General features: G+C 30.7%; 16 protein-coding genes. 12 read left to right on the top strand and 4 right to left on the bottom strand.

From position 1 onward, the window contains the following. Window positions 1–50 precede the first annotated feature (50 nt). A complete protein-coding gene (locus FHR24_RS09800) occupies window positions 51–5,546 on the top strand; it encodes an MG2 domain-containing protein (protein ID WP_167187672.1) in 5,496 nt (1,831 codons plus the stop codon). Between the two features lie 71 nt (window positions 5,547–5,617). Here FHR24_RS09800 and FHR24_RS09795 read toward each other — a convergent pair whose 3' ends face one another. After that, window positions 5,618–6,658, bottom strand: a complete 1,041-nt coding sequence (locus FHR24_RS09795) for a LamG-like jellyroll fold domain-containing protein (RefSeq protein ID WP_167187669.1) — start codon at window positions 6,656–6,658, stop codon at window positions 5,618–5,620. Between the two features lie 133 nt (window positions 6,659–6,791). Next, window positions 6,792–7,868 carry a helix-turn-helix domain-containing protein gene (locus FHR24_RS09790; protein WP_167187666.1) on the bottom strand — a complete coding sequence of 359 codons (1,077 nt, stop codon included), beginning with the start codon at window positions 7,866–7,868 and terminating at the stop codon, window positions 6,792–6,794. Window positions 7,869–8,048: 180 nt separating this feature from the next. On the opposite strand from FHR24_RS09790, the gene pbpC reads away from it, so the two are divergent. The 4 genes from pbpC to FHR24_RS09770 all read left to right on the top strand — a co-directional run bounded on the left by pbpC (window position 8,049) and on the right by FHR24_RS09770 (window position 12,694). After that, the gene (gene pbpC / locus FHR24_RS09785) at window positions 8,049–10,394 is read left to right on the top strand and encodes a penicillin-binding protein 1C (RefSeq protein WP_167187663.1); all 2,346 of its coding nucleotides are present in this window, start codon (window positions 8,049–8,051) and stop codon (window positions 10,392–10,394) included. A gap of 3 nt (window positions 10,395–10,397) precedes the next feature. Next, window positions 10,398–11,207: an N-acetylmuramic acid 6-phosphate etherase gene (gene murQ / locus FHR24_RS09780; RefSeq protein WP_167187659.1), complete on the top strand. Its 810-nt coding sequence runs from the start codon at window positions 10,398–10,400 to the stop codon at window positions 11,205–11,207. Beyond that, window positions 11,207–11,434 (top strand): DUF6095 family protein, encoded by a 228-nt coding sequence (locus FHR24_RS09775; RefSeq protein ID WP_167187655.1) that lies wholly within the window; start codon window positions 11,207–11,209, stop codon window positions 11,432–11,434. Before murQ ends, FHR24_RS09775 begins: the two co-directional genes overlap by 1 nt. Window positions 11,435–11,533: 99 nt before the next feature. Next, complete coding sequence (locus FHR24_RS09770) at window positions 11,534–12,694, top strand: right-handed parallel beta-helix repeat-containing protein (RefSeq protein ID WP_167187652.1); 1,161 nt, start codon at window positions 11,534–11,536, stop codon at window positions 12,692–12,694. A gap of 4 nt (window positions 12,695–12,698) precedes the next feature. On the opposite strand, the gene FHR24_RS09765 is transcribed toward FHR24_RS09770, so the two are convergent. Further along, complete coding sequence (locus tag FHR24_RS09765) at window positions 12,699–13,196, bottom strand: DinB family protein (RefSeq protein ID WP_167187649.1); 498 nt, start codon at window positions 13,194–13,196, stop codon at window positions 12,699–12,701. A 253-nt stretch (window positions 13,197–13,449) separates the two neighbouring features. On the opposite strand from FHR24_RS09765, the gene FHR24_RS09760 reads away from it, so the two are divergent. From FHR24_RS09760 to ribB, 7 genes are all read left to right on the top strand, one after another. Next, on the top strand, window positions 13,450–13,746 hold the full coding sequence (locus FHR24_RS09760; protein WP_167187646.1) for an isoamylase early set domain-containing protein: 297 nt from the start codon (window positions 13,450–13,452) through the stop codon (window positions 13,744–13,746). 86 nt (window positions 13,747–13,832) lie between these two features. Then, on the top strand, window positions 13,833–14,327 hold the full coding sequence (gene tpx / locus FHR24_RS09755; RefSeq protein ID WP_167187643.1) for a thiol peroxidase: 495 nt from the start codon (window positions 13,833–13,835) through the stop codon (window positions 14,325–14,327). Between the two features lie 45 nt (window positions 14,328–14,372). Further along, a complete protein-coding gene (locus FHR24_RS09750) occupies window positions 14,373–14,756 on the top strand; it encodes a diacylglycerol kinase (RefSeq protein WP_167187640.1) in 384 nt (127 codons plus the stop codon). 39 nt (window positions 14,757–14,795) lie between these two features. Further along, on the top strand, window positions 14,796–17,267 hold the full coding sequence (locus FHR24_RS09745) for an FtsK/SpoIIIE family DNA translocase (RefSeq protein ID WP_167187637.1): 2,472 nt from the start codon (window positions 14,796–14,798) through the stop codon (window positions 17,265–17,267). Window position 17,268: 1 nt separating this feature from the next. Then, complete coding sequence (locus FHR24_RS09740; RefSeq protein WP_167187634.1) at window positions 17,269–17,901, top strand: LolA family protein; 633 nt, start codon at window positions 17,269–17,271, stop codon at window positions 17,899–17,901. 8 nt (window positions 17,902–17,909) lie between these two features. Further along, window positions 17,910–19,346 carry an LptF/LptG family permease gene (locus FHR24_RS09735; RefSeq protein ID WP_167187631.1) on the top strand — a complete coding sequence of 479 codons (1,437 nt, stop codon included), beginning with the start codon at window positions 17,910–17,912 and terminating at the stop codon, window positions 19,344–19,346. Further along, entirely contained in the window at window positions 19,339–20,490 is a 1,152-nt protein-coding gene (gene ribB / locus FHR24_RS09730; RefSeq protein ID WP_167187628.1) for a 3,4-dihydroxy-2-butanone-4-phosphate synthase, read from the top strand. Before FHR24_RS09735 ends, ribB begins: the two co-directional genes overlap by 8 nt. A 25-nt stretch (window positions 20,491–20,515) precedes the next feature. Here ribB and pepE read toward each other — a convergent pair whose 3' ends face one another. Continuing rightward, window positions 20,516–21,220, bottom strand: a complete 705-nt coding sequence (gene pepE / locus FHR24_RS09725; RefSeq protein ID WP_243846539.1) for a dipeptidase PepE — start codon at window positions 21,218–21,220, stop codon at window positions 20,516–20,518. Window positions 21,221–21,325 lie beyond the last annotated feature (105 nt).

The raw sequence follows: 21,325 nt of genomic DNA, 5'->3' as shown, positions 1-21,325 counted from the left end.
AGGTTTAGACTTTTTGATTGTAAATCCCTATTTTTAGGAAAAAATTTACAATGAAAAAGTCTTTTCTGTTTTTGGCATTCTTGTGCCTTGTTGTTTCCTCTCTAATTACCAATTGCACTCCTAAAAAAGAAACCAAAAACAATCCTGATTTTGACTACAGCACATACATTTACAATCACACATCGGGTATAAACTCCGTTAAAACTCCTATAAGAATTTATCTTGCTCAAGAGTCATCTATCAGCAATCAAGAACTAAAAAAAGCTTTTTCTATACAACCCAAAGTCAATGGAACTGTAGAAATCATCAACCAAAAACAACTAATTTTTACACCTACAAAAAGTTTAAATAACAACACGGTTTACACCATAAACCTTAGTGTAAACAAACTATTTCCTAAAGCATTAAAAACAGAAACAACTTACAGTTTTACTTACAAGACCAAAAAACAGAATTTTGAAGTTCACACAGAAGAAATACAATCTTATAATCAAGATTGGCAATATATTTTAGGAAACATTACCACTAACGATGTTACTTCTTTAGAAAAGGTAAAACAAGTTTTATCTGCAACACAAAACAAACAAACCAAAAAAATCAAGTTTGATAAAGTAACCATAGACACCAATGTTTTTCTATTTAAAATAGATAGTATTTACAGAGGTTCTGAGGATTCCAAACTGTACCTAAATTACAACGGTTCTGCATTAGACATTGATAAAAAGCAGCAAAGAGAAATTTACATTCCCGGTAAAAACAGTTTTAAAATCATTAATGTAAAAGTAATTAATGATGCCGAACAAAGAGTAGAAATTAACTTTAGCGATCCTATAGACAAAAATCAATATTTAAACGGGTTGATTTCTATAGCAACTGCTGGAAAATTAAAGTTTGTAAAAAACGGAAACCTAGTAAAAATTTATCCTGAAAAAACTTTAAAAGGAGAACTTAATGTTATAATTAGAAAAGGAATTAAAAACACTTACGGTTATAAATTTAAAGAAGATGTATACAAAACGCTCTCTTTTGATGAACCCAAACCCGATATTAAATTTTCTAAATCAGGAAATATTCTTCCCGATTCAGAAAACTTAAACATTCAATTTGAAGCCATCAACCTAAAAGCTGTAGATGTTAAAATTTATAAGGTTTTTGAATCTAATATTTTACAGTTTTTACAACAAAACAACTTGCAAGGAAATCAGAATTTTAAAATGGTAGGTAGACCTGTTTTAAAAAAGACAATTCCTTTACAACCCAAAAACGCATCTAAATACTCAAAATGGCAAACCTACGGATTGGCTTTAGACAAACTAATCAATATAGACAAAGGAGCTATTTACAAAGTAGAATTAGACTTCAATAAAAGTTATTCAACTTATAAATGTACAGGAGAAACTCCTAGTACAAATAACCCTATTACAGAAACTAATTTTGATGAGGAAGATTTAGAAACTAGCAATTGGGATAACAATGCCTATTACAGCAATTACGAGAGTTACAATTGGAGAGAAAGAGATGATCCTTGTACAGACTCTTACTATGCCAACAAATCTATTGCAAAAAACATTTTGGCTACAGATATTGGTTTAACGGTAAAAAAAGGAAATAACAACTCGTTTTTTATAGCGACTAACAATACCGTTAGCTCAGAGCCTTTGGTAGATGTTGATATCACCTTCTACAATTTTCAGCAACAAAAAATACACAGTGCCAAAACCAATGCGGAAGGAATTGTTATTAGCCATTTAGACAAAACTCCTTTTGTAGTCACAGCTCAAAAAAATGGACAAACCACCTACGTTAAAGTAAACGATGGAAATGTTTTGTCTATGAGTAACTTTAATACCAATGGAGTAAAACCCACCAAAGGAATACAAGGTTTTATCTATACAGAAAGAGGTGTTTGGAGACCTGGAGACACCATTTTTGTTGGTTTTATGTTAAATGATCTTAAAAATAAAATTCCAAAAGGACATCCTGTAACATTGGAATTAAAAGATCCTAACGGAGTATTAAAACACAGAAAAGTAACCACTGAGGGGCTTAACAACTTATACACTTACAAAGTACCCACCAAAACCAATGCAGGTACGGGTAATTGGAATGTAAGTATTGCCGTAGGAGGTGCTGTTTTTAACAAAACATTAAAAATAGAAACCATAAAACCGAACCGACTTAAAATTAACATTAAAACAGACCGTAAAATTTTAAGCCAAAAAAACAAAGTGGATGTATCTGCTAAATGGTTACACGGAGCCATTGCCAAAGGATTAAAAGTGGAAACAGATTTAATGCTAAAAAATCAAAATACCGAGTTTAAAAATTATACATCTTACGTTTTTAACGATCCTAGCAAACATTTTGAAACAGAACAAACCAATGTTTTAAAATCTAAACTAGATACTAAAGGAAATACAAGTTTTACCTTAAACCCTAAAACAAATAACAATGCTCCGGGAATGTTAAAAGCGTATTTAACTACTAGAGTTTATGAAAACGGTGGTGATTTTAGTACCGATGTATACACACAAACCTATTCACCTTTTACCGTTTATACCGGAATTAAAAGACCTGTGGGAGACAAGACTAGAAATATGCTACTAACAGACAAACAACATTTGTTTGAATTGGTGAGTGTAAACTCAGAAGGGAAACATGTAGCCAACCAAACTTTAGATGTTAAAATCTATAAAATGAAAAACAGTTGGTGGTACAACAATAACAGCAACTATTCTCAGTTTAGTGCTACCACTTATAAAACTGCTGTTTTTAACAAAACCGTTACCACAAACACACAAGGAAAAGCCAATTTTAAGTTTGAAATTAAATATCCAGAATGGGGACGTTATTTTGTAAAAGTAACTAATAAAAAATCTGGACACAGTACAGGAGAAAGTGTTTTTATAGATTGGCCAGGTTGGACTGGAAAAGCTAAAAAAGGAAATCAGAAGGAAGCTGCCATGCTTATTTTTACAACAGATAAAGAAGTGTATCAAATAGGAGAAGAAGTTACAGTGAGTTTTCCATCATCAGAAAATGGAAATGCTTTGATTACCTTAGAAAACAACACAGAGGTTTTAAAACATTACCGAATTAAAACAACTAAAGAAAGTACAACCTTTAAGTTTATGGTAGACAAAACCATGACTCCAAACATTTACATAAACATACACACACTACAACCGCACAACAATACCAAAAACGATTTGCCTATAAGAATGTATGGGTTAAAAAATATTTCTGTAGAAAACGCTGACTCTCATCTTTACCCAATTATAAACGTAGCTAAAGAAGTAGAGCCCGAAACTGAATTTAAGTTAAAAGTATCCGAAAAAAACGGACAGCCCCTAACCTATACCATTGCTATAGTAGATGAAGGTTTGTTAGATTTAACTCGATTTAACACTCCCAATCCTTGGGATACGTTTTATGCCAAACAAGCTTTAGGTATTAAAACATGGGATATGTACGATGATGTTATTGGAGCTTTTGGAGGAAAATTAAATCAAGTATTTAGTATTGGTGGAGATCAAGATTTGGGAGCTGCAAAAACTCAAAAAGCCAATAGATTTAAACCTGTAGTTATTTTTAAAGGACCTTTTACACTGGCAAAAAACAAAACAGCAACTCACAAAATTACCTTACCCAAATATATTGGAGCAGTTAAAGCCATGGTCGTTGCTCATCAACCTAAAAAAGAAGCTTATGGTAAAACGGAGCAAAGTATTTTGGTTAAAAAACCTTTAATGTTATTGGCTAGTGCTCCTAGAAAAGTAAGTCAGAATGAAAAAATTAAAATTCCTATTACCGTTTTTAATTCTATAAAAGGAAAACAAAATGTAAAAGTAGAAATTAAAACGAATGATGTTTTTACAATTACGAGCTCTAAAACTCAAAATGTAGCTTTTACAGAAGCAGGTGATGAAATTGCTTATTTTGACATCAAAGCTCTAAAATCCGGATTGGGTAAAATAACCATTAAGGCAACCAACAAAAAACATTCAGCAAGTTATGATCTTGAATTGGATGCTTACAACCCGATTAGTGACGTCACTAAAAACAAAACCTTTATTATTGAGGCTAATGACGAAAAGGAATTTTCTATTAATGGATTTGGTATAGAAAACAGCAATACAGGAACTATTGAAGTGTCTACTTTTCCTCAAATTAATTTTACTGACAGGTTAAAATATTTAATTAGATATCCTCATGGATGTTTGGAGCAAACGACTTCGGCAATATTCCCTCAATTGTATATAGATGAACTGTTTGAAACTTCTTTGATTGAGAAGAATAAAATAGCAGATAATATCAATAGTGGAATTCAAAAACTAAATAATTTTCAGCTAACCAACGGAGGCTTTAGTTACTGGCCAGGAAATTACAAAGCAAATGAATGGTCAACTAATTATGCTGGGCACTTTTTGTTAGAAGCAGAAGCACATGGTTTTTCTTTACCTTATAATTTCAAAAATAATTGGATTGCTTATCAAAAAGAAACTGCAAGAAGTTGGAGAAAAACAAAATACAACACCTATGTAGAACAAGCTTACAGATTGTATACATTGGCATTAGCGCAACAACCAGAAATATCTATGATGAACAGATTGAGAGAAACATCACAACTCTCTAACATAGCCAAATTAAGATTGGCTTTAGCCTATGCAACTATTGGTCAGCACAAAGCAGCTTTAGAGCTAACACAAAGTGCTTCTTTAATTGATTACAGCAAGGTATATCAAGTAAATCATGGTTCTACATTGGCAAACAAAGCCATTGCTTTAGAAACCTATAGAGTTTTAAAAGATCCTGTAAAAGCTAGAGAATTGTTAAATGACATTGCCAAAGAATTAAATTCAGACAGTTATTTAAACACCAAAACTACAGCAATGAGTTTGCTAGCTGTTGCCAATTATTACAGAGCTATTAACAACAAAGGCTTAGATGTTTGGCTAAAAATAAACAAAGAAAAAATAGCTATTGAAAGTAAAAAATCAATTCAGTCTAAAGAAATAAATCTTAAAAAAGGAGAAAACAAATTTACTATTGAAAATAAACACAAGCAACCTTTGTATGTGATGTTAACTTATGCTGGAATTCCAGAAATTAACACAGAAGAAAGTATTTCTAAAAACTTTGTAACCGCTATAAAATATATAGATACAAATGGAAAAACTTTAGACATTACAAAGCTAAGTCAAGGAACTACTTTTACGGCAGAAATAGAAATTACAAACACTTACAACAAAGCTGTTAAAGATGTTGCCATGACTTATCAAATTCCATCGGGTTGGGAATTGTTAAACACGCGTTACGCAACAGGTGAAACCAACACCAATTCTAATATTGAGTATACTGATATTAGAGACAATGCCATCCATTATTATTTTGATATCAATGCCAATCAAAAAATAAAGTTGCAAGTTAACATAAACACTACTTATTTGGGTTCTTATTATTTACCAGGAACACATGTAGAGGCTATGTACGATCATAATTTTATGAGCCACACCAAAGGAAAATGGATCAATGTAATTCCGTAATTTGAAAACAAAAAAGCACAAAAAAAGACTGTTTTTAACAGTCTTTTTTTTTGTTTCTTATAAATAGCAACTTATTTTTTAAGTACTTTCTTAACAACAATTCCTTCCGCAGATGTTATTTTAAAAGAATACATTCCTGATTGAAAGTGTGAAATATCAACAGAGTTCTCTCCCTTAGATAAAACAGTATTGAATACTTCTTTACCATTAAGATTGTAAACCAAAACTGAAACATTGGTTAAATTAGAAATGTTTACATTAACAATACCTGTTGTTGGGTTTGGAGATAACTGCAACTCTGAAGTAAGATTTATATTAGAAGTACTTAAAACCGTACAACTACTAACAGGTGAACCTGCTACAAAATTACTTTGTGATCCTGACATGTGAAAACTATGGAAAGTTCCATTATGTGCATTCGCTGTTTCGTCTAACAAACTTGCTATCCCTCTATTATACCCACGTGATTCTCCTTGATTAAATTTGTAATAGGCTAATAAACCTGTTTCATTCCCTACCAACTCACATTCTTTATTAGAAATAATTTCTGCAGATGTTCTTACAACATTCCAAATGCGTAAATCCTCTAAATCTCCATAATAACCTGTATTGTTATATAATGTTCTTAATCCCAATAATAAATCACCAGTACCAACATAAGGACTCGTCCCACTTTGTCCAACCAAATTTCCATCTTGGTATACAGATCTTAAACCACTAGAGATATCGTACACACATGCCCAATGATGCCAATTACTATCTCTATTGTAACTAGGTATAAACATATCATTTCCATAAAAAGAAAAATGAAACTCACCAGAACTTCTAAAACCAATTTGTAATTGCTGATTTTGTGCTTCAACCCCTTGACTTAAAATATACCCTGCTTGATAAGGATTGTAGATTCTAGCATAAAACTCAATGGTTAAAGATGAATTATTAATACTAATACCCGGAATTCTTACATAATCATTTTGAGAACCAAAATTTAAATATGTGGCTTGTTCAACTGCATTTGTTTTTTGAGTTGCAGAAGTTAAAGTATTGTTTTGTGCAATAGCATTATTAAGGCACAAGAAAGTAAGTAAAAAAAAGTAGTTTTTTAGTTTCATAAGTTTATATAATTATTAATTAAACAAATTTATTATATACTTATATTTTTGAGTATACCAAAAGGACAAATCAATAGCCCAATCGGGTATTTTACTAAAAAACACCATCCTATAATAAAAAACAAACTAGTATTTATTTCTTCACCTCTACAAGACGTATGTCTGAAGGCAGTTTTTGAAATTTTTTCTTAAAAGCCGCACTAAATTTACTATGATTGTCATAACCTACTTCTTGGGCAATTTTTTTTATTTGCATGTCTGTACTTAAAATTAATTGCATCGCAAACTTCATTTTTCTGTCAATATTATATTGCAACATAGAAGTTCCGTAAATAAGTTTAAAATCTTTTTTTAGTTTAGAAGAAGAAATATTTAATTTTTTAGCAATAACATCAATCCCAATAAACGGACGTTCTAAATTACTTGATATAAGTCGCTCACAATTGGCCATTTTAGTATAATCAACGGTATCTTTTATCTTATAATTCTCTTTTCGTAAATCAGCAAATGCATTTTTAAAAAAAGTAGAGACCAAGCTAAATGTTTGAGCTTTTAAATGAGTTTCATTAAAAATATCTTGATTAAATGTTTTAAAAGTATTTTCTATTTCATGAGACAACACTTCGGCATTGGGTACTATATCTTGATAAGATATAAACCCTTTATCAGAATCATAAAACTCTTTAAACGGAAGTGTATCTTCTAATTTATCAAAGGGAATATTTTTTTTAATCCAATCTGGGTGAAAATGATAAATATAAAACTCACATTTAGATCCTTTATAAAAATAAGCTCCTATTTCGGTTCCTGGCTTTTTAAACCCCCAAAATTTATTTTGAAAAGGGACTTTATCTATAAAGGTATTTTGTCCTTTTATTTGACTCTCGTAAAGAGTAAAAGTAAGCGTATAATGTTCGCTAGGTATATTTTTATCATATACCGTTTTAATTAATGTATTTTGTTTAAAAACTATGTTTGTTATGGTTAGCCAACATCCTTTATCAATTTCACGATAACGCATACTTCCTTTTACAAAAGGGTTATTTCTATAAACAACTTGTTCCTCTGCATTGTGCTTACTACCAGGAGTATTAATAGTTGACTCTATCATTAACTCTGGTGTATTTGCCAAAAAAGGAAACTCAAAAAAACCGTCTTGAAAAAACTTTAAATTTGGTTTTACAAACTGAAACCATTTAGACAAATTCATACTCTTAATTTGATAAAATAAAAACTCAATATTATTGGTTATAAACAAGTTGTCAACTAATTAAATATATAAATTAGAGAACAAGAATAAATTTAGAGAGAACCTATATATAATCTAGGTTTTCTCTAAATTTTATAAATCACAAAAAAAAGAAAAATAGATCAATACAACTCTGTAATTTTGAAAAAAAAAATCACATTATATATTTTAAAACACAAAATAAAAATTGGCTTAGGTTTAATTTTATGCTTTTGGTATGGATTCTTTTTACCCTCTACTCTTTTTAATAAAGATTATTCTACAGTAATCTTTAGCAAAAATCATTCCCTTTTAGGAGCAACCATAGCTAATGATGAACAATGGAGATTTCCTCCCTCCGATTCTATTCCCTTTAAATTTAAAAATTGCATTGTGTATTATGAAGATGAATATTTTAAGTACCATTTAGGATTTAACCCAATAGCTATAGGAAAAGCCATAATGACCAATTACAAAACAGGAAAAAACAAAAGAGGAGCAAGTACTTTAACGCAACAAGTTATTCGGCTAAGTAGAAACAAAAAAAGGACCTATACCGAAAAATTTATAGAACTTATTTGGGCAACTAGGTTAGAATTTTCTAAATCTAAAGAAGAAATTTTAAACCTTTATGCCAATCATGCTCCATATGGAGGAAATGTTGTTGGATTAGAAATGGCATCTTGGCGATATTTTGGAACCTCACCCCAAAAATTATCGTGGGCAGAAAGCGCTACATTGGCCGTTTTACCCAATGCTCCAGGTTTAATTTTCCCTGGAAAAAACAAACATTTATTAAAACAAAAAAGAGATTTTTTATTAAAAAAACTAAAGGATAAAGGAATTATAAACACTACTACTTATGAGCTTTCTATACAAGAAAAAATTCCTACAAAACCTGTAGCCATTCCTCAAGAAAACATTCATTTAATTTCTCATTTAAAACAACACAACAAAGGAAAAAGAATAACAACAAGTATAGATGCTAACATTCAGCAACAAGTATTAAAGACCGTTCAAAAATTTCATCATCAATACCGTAAAAACAACATTCACAACTTAGCTGTTTTAGTGTTAGATGTAGAGACTAAAAAAGTAGTTTCCTATGTAGGAAATAGTCCTACCACTATAAAAAACGAGAAATATGTAGATATGATTCAAGCCCAAAGAAGCACAGGTAGCACATTAAAACCTGTCTTATATATGGGCATGTTAAACAGCGGAGAACTACTACCCAATTTATTGGTACCCGACGTACCTACACAGATACAAGAATACAATCCTCAAAATTTTAATTTCACTTATTCTGGAGCAATTTCTGCAAAAAAAGCATTAGCAAAATCGTTAAACATTCCTGCTGTTCGACTATTAAGAACCTATGGATTGCATCATTTTAAAAACGATTTAAATTATTTAGGCTTAAAAGGAGTTAACAAACCTGTAGACTATTATGGGTTGACTTTAATTTTAGGAGGTGCAGAGAGTTCTTTATGGGACATTACCAATATGTACGCAAATTTAGCAGGAACTGTAAATCATTATAATAGCAACAACGGAAATTATTTTAGCAAAGAACATCAACCCGCTAGTTTTTATCAAAAAACAAAAACAGATTTTGGAAAAAAATCCATCTACAAAAACATTTTTGATGCAGGTAGTATTTATTTAGGTTTTGATGCCATTACAGAACTCACAAGACCCGAAGATGATAAAGAATGGAAACATTATAACTCTTCTCACAAAATATCTTGGAAAACAGGAACCAGCTTTGGAAACAAAGATGCTTGGAGCATTGGTGTTACACAAAAATATGCTATTGGTGTTTGGGTAGGTAATGCTGATGGTGAAGGTATTGCAAACATGACAGGTGTTAATTATGCTGCTCCTGTAATGTTTAATATCTTAGAAAGTTTGCCACAAAATAATTGGTTTAAAAAGCCTATGGATGAACTACAAGAAATTGAGGTTTGTAGTATAAGCGGACACAAAGCAAATCCGTTATGCCCTACTGTTAAAGAATTTGTTCCATTAAACACTAATACCACTTTACCTTGTCCTTATCATCAAAAAATTTATGTAGACCAACACCAAAAGTACCGTGTATTTAAAAACTGTGCAGATGGGAACAACATAACTCCTATTACTTGGTTTGTGTTACCCGCAAATCAGGCTTGGTATTATAAAAAATTAAATGCCAATTATACAGACTTGCCTCCTATTGATAAAAATTGTTTAAACGCGAACAATTCGGTCATGGACTTTATCAGTCCAAATGAAAATACTAGTTTTATACTTACAAAAGATTTTGATGAAAAAACAAATCCTATTGTAATAAAAGTAAGTCATCAAAGAAGTGACGAACAACTGTTTTGGTATGTAGATGATACATATCTAAAATCGACAACATACAACCACGAAATTGCTATTATTCCTAGTCTAGGACAGCATCAAATTATTGTGATAGATCAAAACGGAAACCAAATTAAAAGAAACATCAACATAGAATAACCTATGGATTTTACAAAAACAACAGAACAAGATTCTTTATACAATCACTTAGAAAACATGTCTGCTTTAGAGTTGATACAAAACATTAACAACGAAGATAAAAAAGTAGCATTTGCTGTAGAAAAAGCAACTCCACAAATAGAAGTTTTGATCAATGTAATAGTAGAAAAACTAAAAATTGGCGGACGATTATTTTACATGGGAGCCGGTACTAGTGGTCGTTTGGGTGTTTTAGATGCATCGGAATGTCCTCCTACTTTTGGGGTAGATGAAAATATGGTAATCGGTTTAATTGCAGGTGGAGACACTGCCATTAGAAAAGCGGTTGAAAATGCAGAAGACAACGACATGCAAGGCTGGATAGATTTATTAAACCATCATGTGTGCAAAAAAGATGTAGTCATTGGAATTGCAGCTTCGGGAACCACTCCATATGTAATTGCAGCACTAGAAAATTGCAACAAAAACGGCATTGCCACAGGTTGCATTACCATGAACTTAGAAAGTCCTTTACACAAAGTAGCTCAACACCCCGTTGTTGTAACTGTAGGACCAGAATTTGTAACAGGTAGCTCTAGAATGAAAGCAGGTACAGCTCAAAAAATGGTACTGAACATAATTAGTACAAGTGTTATGGTTTTACTTGGAAAAGTAAAAGGAAACAAAATGGTAGACATGCAATTATCTAACGATAAATTAGTAGACAGGGGAACTAAAATGATTGTAGAAGAAATTAATATTGACTACAACACTGCAAAAGAATTACTTTTAAAATACGGAAGCGTTAGAAATGCAATTAACAACTACAAATAATGGAAAACCAAGATCCAAAAAAAAACTTAAGAAAAGGAATCAACCTTATGGGAATTACCTTAACAATGCTAATTTTTAGTCCGCTAGTAATTAATATTGGTTTTAAAGCACAACAAAAAGGAGACATTAATTTTATTCTTTACATAGGTATTGCTTTGGCTATTGGTACTATAATCCTTTTTGCTTTAGGCATACGTTCTTTACTAAAACACTTGTTTAGAGATTAGTTTTTAAAATCATTTAAACAACATATTTAACTTTTTGTGTTTAGCTCTTTGTACTAAGAGTTTTAATATTGAGGTGTTATAAACCAACAAACATCCTCTATGAATTTTTTTAAAAGTATCACATTTTTATTTCTTGTAAGTCTTTCTCAAATTACATTTGCTAAAGATATTTTAGTTTCATCACAAACAGACACTAATAACACACGTCAACAATTTATAAATGCCTATAATAAAGCTGTTTCTGGTGATGTTATTATTGTAGATGTTGATGTTTTATTAAAAGAAAATGAAGCCCCTATTGTTATATCAAAAAACAACTTAACCATAAAAGGTAAAAACAAAGGAATAGGAAAGTTTAAGTTTTTAAGAAACAATCAAAAAGAGTTTATTGTAAAAGTGATAGGAAGCAATATAACTATTCAAAATTTATTATTTTTAAATGGAATGCAACAACTGTATTTCATCAACCAAAAAGAAATAGTACATCATATTAATGTGGTAGATTGTTATTTTAAAAATGGAAAATATACAGGAGTTAATTTTAAGGGAAATTTCAAAAATGTAAACGTTACCAATACCATTTTTGAAAACACAAAATTTAGTTTACAAACAATGGATTGTTCTATTTTAGAAAATTTTATTGTTGATGATTGTAAATTCTTTAAAGGAGATCATCAAATTAGTTTAGACAACCCGCATGCAGAAATTAAAAGCCACAAAAACATTCAAATTAAAAACACTTTTTTTGGATTGACTAGCCGATTTAATATTGCACTAGCAAATACCCAAAATGTAACAATAAAAAATTGCGTGTTTGAAGGAGGAACTGGTCCTTATTCTCAAGCTCTACATTTTGAAGACAGAACCAAAAATGTGTGGGTTAAAAATAATAAAATCAAATGCATGGCAGATGTTGCCATTTTATTATATGCTACAGACAAAATTGGACACGGAACAGGTAGACGTTTAACTGAAGAAGAAAAACAAGCATCGGGATCTGGAAATATAACTTTAGACAACAATGTAATAGAATCTGGAAACACCGACACAGCAATTTCTATAGGATACGGTAAAGGTTATCTAAAAATAAAAGCAAATAATATTATAACATCTAAAAGTTATGGAATTAAATCTTTTAAATCTGCCACAACTATGCGTTTTTTAATTGATTCTAAAACAATGATTAAAGGAAAAAAATACGGAGATATTTTAAAAATATCTGATAAAGAAACAAAAGAAAGTTACGTTAGAATTCAATAAAAAATTATTTATCAGCATATACTTTTTGGGGAGTTGTTGGGTTAATTCCAAAACTATCTGTAGGCAAACACACCTCTAAATTATGTAGCATATAGCCTATGGAAGCATAATGGTGGATTGCATGAATGTGTGATTGAGCCAATACAGCTCCCAATGTTGATTTTACGGAACATAAACCACTACCTAAATCATCTACAATTTTTAATTCTTTATCTAAATCAGCAGCCGTTAATTTATTTAATTTGTTAATTATAGAATCAAAATAATCCAAACCATAGCTAATATAATTTTCTACGTTACAATTTCTTTCTCTTTTAGTAAAATTTACAATACTAGATTCACAACCAATAAAAACGCAATTAAACATATCTAAAACATGTCTTATATGGCTACCTATACTTGAGTAATAAGGTGCTATAGTTTTGTCGGTATATTTTTCTTGATGAATATGTTCTAATAAATACTTTCCTTTTTCTAAGTTTTTTACAATATCTTCTGTCATTCAAGTTGTTTTACTTTATGTATTCTTTCTCTAGGTCGTTTAAATATAAAAAAAATTACATTGTATATGTTAACAACTTTAAATCAACATTAATTAATACCGTTAAGCCAACAATAACTCCAGCTATTTAACAATAAACTAATGTTAACAGTTCTAAATTAACAAATCCTTAAAAATCAAGTACTTCATAAAAAAAGAGTGTTTTGTATTATAAATATTCTTAATTTTACATTCTATAAAACAAAATTGAATTATGGCTGTATCTAAAAAATTTTTGAAATCTAAACCTGTTTGTAAAGTTACCTTTGCATACACTGCTCCAGAAGTTAAAGAATTATCATTAGTAGGAGATTTTAACGAGTGGGATGTTACTGCAACTCCCCTTAAAAAATTAAAAAACGGAACTTTTAAGGTTGTGGTTGATTTAGAAGTTGACAAATCTTATGAGTACAAGTTTATTGCTGATGGAGAATACGTTAATGATGATGAACCAGAAGCATTAGTTTTTAACGAATTTGCAAACACAGAAAACTCATTATTAGAGTTGTAAAAATAATAACACTAAGTTCTAAAGCCTTTAACCCAAGTTAAAGGCTTTTTTTATATATTTATTTTTCTAATAAAACAACAATTAAAATGGCAAACGTAACCTTAAAATCTAACCCTTTTAACACCGTAGGTGAATTACCAAAAGTAGGTAATCAGGCTCCTGATTTTACATTGACAAATACAGAATTAGCTGAAATTTCTTTAACAGACTTAGCTGGATCTAACTTAATTTTAAATATTTTTCCTAGTATAGACACAGGTACTTGTGCTACATCTGTAAGAACATTCAACCAAAAAGCAGCTTCTTTAGAAAATACTAAAGTATTGTGTATTTCTAAAGATTTACCTTTTGCACATGCTCGTTTTTGTGGTGCCGAAGGAATAGAAAACGTTATTAGTTTATCGGACATTAGCGGAGAGTTTGGTAAAAACTATCAAGTAGCTTTTACTGATGGACCTTTAAAAGGTTTATTGTCTAGATCTATTGTGATTGTAAACACCAAAGGAGAAGTAATTTATACGGAACAAGTAAGTGAAACAACTAACGAACCAAATTACGAATCAGCTTTAGCTGCTTTGTAATAAAAAATTAAGGGCTTGTATAACTACAAGCCCTTTTTATTCCCCATGAAAACAGAAGAAAAAAACATTGTAGTAGACAGAATACAAAGCCTTGGTTATGCATACAAAGGTTTTGTGTATTTATTAAAAACCGAAAATGCTATTAAAGTTCATGCTTTTAGTACAGTTCTGTTAACCACACTTGGCCTATTTACAAAATTAAATACTACAGAATGGATGTTTCAATTTTTAGCATTAGGACTAGTAATTAGTGTAGAAGCCCTAAACACCTGCATAGAAAAAACTGCCGATTTTGTACAACCTAATTTTGATAAAAAAATAGGAACCATTAAAGATATTAGTGCAGGAGCAGTACTCTTTTCTGGTATATTTGGAGCCATTATTCTTGGCTTTATTTATATCCCTAAAATTATACAATACTACTCTTAGTATTTCCCTATCTTTGCTAACTGTATTTAAAATTTAAATATGCCAAAGAAGACAAACACAAAGACAACTAAACCCAACCAACGAAAAGAAAAATTTCAAGAGTTTGTACAAAACAGACAAACACAAACCGTTGTTGGACTGTTTATCGCTCTTTTAGGAATATTTTTATTCACTTCATTTATCTCTTTCTTTTTTTCTTGGCAACAAGACCAAAGCACACTATCTCAATTAGGAGATAAAACCGTGGTCGCAAAAAACTTATTAGGAAAAGTTGGAGCTAACATAAGCCATTTCTTTATTTACAATGGTTTTGGAGTTGCAGCCTTGCTTATTCCTATTTTGTTGTTTTTTACAGGAGTCTATATTTTATTAAAAATTCCCGTAAAAAAAATTGTAAAGTCATGGAACTGGGGAATTTTAGGATTGATATGGACTGCAACCACTTTAGGTTTTCTGTCTAGTAAAAACGCATTAATAGCAGGTGTTGTAGGTGTGGAATTAAATAACTTTTTAATCCCTTACTTAGCTCCTTTTGGTTTGATTATTATTTTAATTTTTGGATACATTTCTTATCTAGTCATCCGTTTTAAAATAACTCCTGAAAAAATAAAAAGTTGGTTCCCAAAAAAAGAAGATTTAAAAAATATAAAATCTGATTTGGTTACCGACGAAGAAGAAACACCTAAAACAAAAAAACAAACTATAGAGAAAGAAGTTCTTCTAAAAAAAGAAGACGAAACTATTTCTGAAAAAACAAATACAGTTGTAACAGAAAAAATAATCTCTTTAGATGAATTTGAAGAAACCGAAAAACCATTATCTTCTTTTGAATTGAATGTAAAAGATGTTTCTCCTACCATTCAAAACCATTCAAGTATAAAAAAAGAGGAACAACAAAAAGAACAAAAGAAAACCGAAGACCTAAAAATTGCTGTAGAAACATCTAAAAAAGAAGAAACGTCTACCAGTAATTTATCTGATAAATTGGTGAAAGATTTTGGAGAGTTTGATCCTACTCTAGATTTAGGAAACTTTAAATTTCCTACATTAAATTTATTAAGAGAATTTGATGAAAGTATCTCTGTAGATGCAGAAGAATTAGAAGCTAATAAAAATAGAATAGTAGATACTTTAAGCAATTACAAAATTGGAATTGCACAAATTAAAGCAACCGTAGGACCTACCATTACACTTTACGAAATTGTACCCGATGCAGGTATTAGAATTTCTAAAATTAAAAATTTAGAAGATGATATTGCTTTGTCTTTATCCGCTTTAGGAATTCGTATTATTGCTCCTATTCCAGGAAAAGGAACCATTGGTATAGAAGTACCAAACAAAAAATCGAACATAGTTTCTATGAATTCGGCAATTGCTTCCAAAAAGTTTCAAGAATCTAAAATGGAATTACCAATTGCATTAGGTAAAACCATATCTAACGAAACTTTTGTTTTTGATTTAGCAAAAGCTCCACACATGTTAATGGCTGGTGCTACAGGACAAGGAAAATCTGTAGGTTTAAATGCGGTACTAACCTCTTTACTTTACAAAAAACATCCTGCCGAAGTTAAGTTTGTATTGGTAGATCCTAAAAAAGTAGAATTAACGTTATTTAATAAAATAGAACGTCACTATTTGGCTAAACTTCCAGATACTGATGATGCCATTATTACAGACACCACCAAAGTTGTACACACACTAAACTCTTTGTGTATAGAAATGGACAACCGTTACGATTTACTTAAAAATGCAATGGTTCGTAATATTAAGGAATACAATGATAAATTTAAGGCTCGAAAACTAAATCCAAATGACGGACACATGTTTTTGCCTTATATTGTTTTAGTTATTGATGAATTTGCCGATTTAATTATGACTGCGGGTAAAGAAGTAGAAACTCCTATTGCTCGTTTGGCTCAGTTAGCACGTGCCATTGGTATTCATTTAATAGTTGCAACACAACGTCCATCGGTAAACGTAATTACAGGTATTATTAAAGCCAATTTCCCAACGCGTGTTGCGTTTAGAGTAACCTCTAAAATAGATTCTAGAACTATTTTAGATGCTCCTGGTGCCGATCAATTAATTGGTCGTGGAGATTTATTATACTCAAGTGGTAACGATTTAACACGTGTACAATGTGCATTTGTAGACACACCTGAAGTAGAAAAAATTACTGATTTTATTGGCTCTCAAAGAGCCTATCCAGAAGCGTATCAATTACCAGAATACGTAGGTGAAGAAGGAAATGGTACAGAACTTGATATTGACATTAGCGATAGAGATAAATTGTTCAATCAAGCAGCAGAAACTATTGTAATTGCACAACAAGGATCTGCCTCTTTATTACAACGTAAATTAAAATTAGGCTATAACAGAGCTGGTAGATTAATAGATCAGTTAGAAGCTGCAGGAATTGTAGGTCCTTTTGAAGGAAGCAAAGCCAGACAAGTATTAGTTACCGATTTAACAGCTTTAGAACAACTGTTAGCCAACGAAAAAAACAACTAGAATGAAATTTAAAATTATGATTGCTGCAACCTTAATGATCACCTCATTAGGTTTTAGTCAAAACTCTCCACAAGCAGAAGCTATTTTAGGTAAAGTATCAAAAACTTTAGAAGCTCAAAAAAACATATCCATAGAATTTACGCACACTTTAGAAAATAAAGTAGTAAACATTAAACAATCTAGCCAAGGATCTGCTATTATAGAAGGTGATAAATATGTATTAAACTACTTAGACAATATTATTTTATTTGATGAACAAAAAAATTATGTTATTTCTCCAGAAAACGAAGAAATTAACATTACCAAAGCTGATGATATTGATGATGAAAGTTTAACCCCATCAAAATTATTATCTTTTTACAAGAAAGGATATACCTATCAATTGGCAAAAAAATCAGGAAATATTCAATTTATAAAATTAATTCCTACCAAAGATTCTGAAGAAGTTTCGCATATTATGTTAGGTGTTAATACTGTTAAAAATCAAATAAGTTCTTTAACAGAGGTTGGTAAGAACGGAACAAATACTACATTTGACATTACAAACTATCAAACAAACCAAACCCTAGCTCCTACTACTTTTGTTTTTAACAAAGCAAAATACAAGGCTTTAGACTACTACATAAACGAATAAATACATAGTTGAAAACATTAGACAAATATCTTATTAAGAACTTTTTAGTTCCGTTTTTTGCCTCTTTTCTAATTGTAATGTTTGTACTAGTTATGCAATTATTATGGTTGGTTTTTGATGACATTGCTGGAAAAGGAATTGAGGTTGCTATTATCTTTAAATTTTTGTGGTACACCTGTTTATTAGTTACTGCACAAGCTTTGCCCATATCCGTTTTATTGTCATCAATTATGACGATGGGAAATCTTGGAGAAAACTATGAATTGGCAGCCATAAAATCTTCCGGAGTTTCTTTTTATAGATTTTTAAGACCATTAATCATCACCGCGGGAATTATAAGTTTTATTAGTTTTTTAATGATTAATTATACCTTTCCTTACGCAAGTTTAAAACAAAAAAACCTGCTGTTAAATATAAAAAAAACACAACCTACCTTAGCTTTGGTAGAAGGTAGTTTTAACGATGAAATTCCAGGATACAGCATTAAATTTGCAAAAAAATATGGTGAGGAAAAAAACTTACTAAAAGATGTTATTATTATAGATACCAAAGGAGTTAAAGAAGACCAAACTGTAATAACAGCAAAAAAAGGAAAAATTACGACCGAAGAAGGGAGTAAATACATGACCTTAATTCTAGAAGACGGTTATTATTTTGAGGATCATACAGCTGATAAAAAAAAGAAAGAAGACAGACTTAGAATGCCAGCCTCTATGGCTAAGTTTGATAAATACACCGTTAACATAGATATTTCTGACTTGACAAGTAGTGATTTAGAAGAAGAAAAATACAAGCATCACTACACCATGAAAAACTTAGGACAATTGCAAAACAGTTCTGATAGTTTAAAAATTTCTTACGACAAATATTTAGACATCAAGCTTCAATCTATGGAAAACAGCATAGATACTAGAAGTTTATCAGACACTTTAAAACCGAAAGAAAAAGAATTAAATTCTGATATTCTAGAAAATTTTGAATTAGATAGTCAAATAACAATTATCAATCAAGCAAAAAACAACGTAACTAATAAAATTAAAAATATTAAAAGTTACAAAGACTATTATAAAAAAAGACGAAAAGACTTAAACAATCACGATTATCAATACCATTTAATACTAACAAGTTCCTTTTCTTGCTTGCTGCTGTTTTTTGTAGGAGCTTCCTTAGGATCTATTATTAGAAAGGGTGGTTTTGGTTTGCCTATGATTGTTGCTATTATTATTTATGTAACCTATCATTTTACCAATACCTTTGGAAAAAACCTTGCCGAAGAAAGTAGTTTAACTGCATTTTTAGGAGGTTGGTTAGGTACTTTGATAATGTTACCACTAGCAATTATTTTTACGATAAGCGCTTCAAAAGACATGGGATTCATTAAATTTGGTGTAATTTTGTTGCCGTTTAAGAAACTATTCAATAGACTGAAAAAAAGAGATGAGTAATACAGAAAAAACTTCTAAAATAAAATTAGATACCATTCAAGCTGCCATTGAAGATATCAGAAATGGTAAAATGGTAATTGTAGTAGATGATGAAGACAGAGAAAACGAAGGAGACTTTATAGCTGCTGCTGAAAAAGTAACTCCAGAAATGATTAATTTTATGGCTCAACACGGTCGTGGATTAATTTGTGCTCCTTTAATAGAAGAAAGATGTGAGCAATTAGGGTTAAATATGATGGTGAATAACAACACTGTTTTACACAACACTCAATTTACCGTATCTGTAGATTTAATTGGAAACGGATGTACCACAGGAATATCTGCACATGATAGATCTAAAACTATCTTTGCTTTAACGCAACAAGCTACAAAACCACAAGACTTAGGTAGACCAGGACACATTTTTCCTTTAAAAGCCAAAGAAGGTGGTGTTTTAAGAAGAACAGGACACACAGAAGCTAGTGTAGATTTAGCTAGATTAGCAGGATTAAAACCTGCTGGAATTTTAGTAGAGATTTTAAACGAAGACGGTAGCATGGCTCGTTTGCCTCAATTAAAAGAAGTTGCAGATAAGTTTGATTTAAAATTAATTTCTATAGAAGATTTAGTATCTTATAGAATGCAACACGATTCTTTAATTGATAAAATTGAAGATTTTGATATTGATACTCGTTTTGGAAAATTTAGATTAAGAGCCTATAACCAAACAACAAACAATCAAATTCACTTGGTACTAACCAAAGGATCTTGGAAAAAAGACGAAGCTGTACTTTGCAAAGTAACTCCTAATGCATTTGGTAACGATGTTTTAAACACATTAACCAAAGGACCAGAGGATAAATTAGCTAGAATTTTTGATAAAATCAATCAAGAAGGTAAAGGAGCTGTAGTTTTTATCAATCAAGAACAACAAACCTTTAATTTAAAAAAGCGTTTGGTTGATTTTAAAAACACCCAAAAAGGAATCGCTACAGAAACAGAATCTCCTTCTCCAATGGATGAAAAAGATTTTGGGATTGGAGCTCAAATATTACACAATATAGACATTACCAAACTAAAATTATTAACCAACTCACCCGCACAAAAAAAACGTGTTGGTATTACAGGTTATGGTTTAGAAGTTGTAGACAGAATAAACTATTAAACATTAAAAAGCTGAGCAAAATTGCTCAGCTTTTTTGTTGTCCTAAATTAGCATTAGGCTCCAACTGTACTACATTTCCTTTTTCAAACCAAAAGGCTTTTTTACCACCTCTTAAAAATATGTCGTCTCCTTTTATCCTTAACCAACTTCCCTCTTTTAATCCCAAAACTTTTGTGTGCTCTATACACTGAAACTCTTTAATTCTTTCCGCTCTAGTCTCCCCTTTGTGTTTAGACTTTTTACTAGGCTCTAAATAATGTACATTAAAGTTAAAAGGTAAAACCCCCATAGTAGTATAGCTTGGTGGTAATACAATAGGCATATCATTAGTTGTTTGCATACTACGACCTACTATATTTGTTCCTGCACTTGTTCCTAAATAAGGAATTCCTCTTTTAATAGCATCTTTTAAAACTTCCCACAAACCAGAACAATACAATTTAGAAACTAATAAAAAGGTATTCCCCCCTCCTACATAAATTCCTTTTGCATTTTTTATAGCCAATCTATAATCGTCAAACTCGTGGAGTCCTTTCACCTCAATCCCTAAAGAATTAAACGCTAACTGCACTTTGTCGGTATAATCATCTAATGAAATTCCACCCGGCTGAGCAAAAGGGATAAACAACACCTCTTCTACATCTTTATATAACTTATCAATGGTTGGCAATAGATATTCTAAATACGCTGACCCATGTACAGTTCCTGAACTTGCTAAAACTAAATTCATAATTAACATATGTATACTTAAAAATACTGAATTATTTATCAACAAAAAAATAAAAAAGCATCTGTTTCTACTAAAACTAAAACACTAATTATAAGACATCTATAT

The organism is Wenyingzhuangia heitensis (assembly GCF_011762155.1).
Classification (GTDB): domain Bacteria; phylum Bacteroidota; class Bacteroidia; order Flavobacteriales; family Flavobacteriaceae; genus Wenyingzhuangia; species Wenyingzhuangia heitensis.
The sequence above is the reverse complement of the archived record's forward strand: the minus strand, read 5'-3'. Positions and strand labels throughout refer to the sequence as shown.

Coding starts and splice junctions, on each gene's coding strand:
- FHR24_RS09800 (WP_167187672.1), top strand. CDS start 51: ATGAAAAAGTCTTTTCTGTTTTTGGCATTCTTGTGCCTTGTTGTTTCC.
- FHR24_RS09795 (WP_167187669.1), bottom strand. CDS start 6,658: ATGAAACTAAAAAACTACTTTTTTTTACTTACTTTCTTGTGCCTTAAT.
- FHR24_RS09790 (WP_167187666.1), bottom strand. CDS start 7,868: ATGAATTTGTCTAAATGGTTTCAGTTTGTAAAACCAAATTTAAAGTTT.
- murQ (WP_167187659.1), top strand. CDS start 10,398: ATGGATTTTACAAAAACAACAGAACAAGATTCTTTATACAATCACTTA.
- FHR24_RS09775 (WP_167187655.1), top strand. CDS start 11,207: ATGGAAAACCAAGATCCAAAAAAAAACTTAAGAAAAGGAATCAACCTT.
- FHR24_RS09770 (WP_167187652.1), top strand. CDS start 11,534: ATGAATTTTTTTAAAAGTATCACATTTTTATTTCTTGTAAGTCTTTCT.
- FHR24_RS09765 (WP_167187649.1), bottom strand. CDS start 13,196: ATGACAGAAGATATTGTAAAAAACTTAGAAAAAGGAAAGTATTTATTA.
- FHR24_RS09760 (WP_167187646.1), top strand. CDS start 13,450: ATGGCTGTATCTAAAAAATTTTTGAAATCTAAACCTGTTTGTAAAGTT.
- tpx (WP_167187643.1), top strand. CDS start 13,833: ATGGCAAACGTAACCTTAAAATCTAACCCTTTTAACACCGTAGGTGAA.
- FHR24_RS09750 (WP_167187640.1), top strand. CDS start 14,373: ATGAAAACAGAAGAAAAAAACATTGTAGTAGACAGAATACAAAGCCTT.
- FHR24_RS09745 (WP_167187637.1), top strand. CDS start 14,796: ATGCCAAAGAAGACAAACACAAAGACAACTAAACCCAACCAACGAAAA.
- FHR24_RS09740 (WP_167187634.1), top strand. CDS start 17,269: ATGAAATTTAAAATTATGATTGCTGCAACCTTAATGATCACCTCATTA.
- ribB (WP_167187628.1), top strand. CDS start 19,339: ATGAGTAATACAGAAAAAACTTCTAAAATAAAATTAGATACCATTCAA.
- pepE (WP_243846539.1), bottom strand. CDS start 21,220: ATGAATTTAGTTTTAGCAAGTTCAGGAACTGTACATGGGTCAGCGTAT.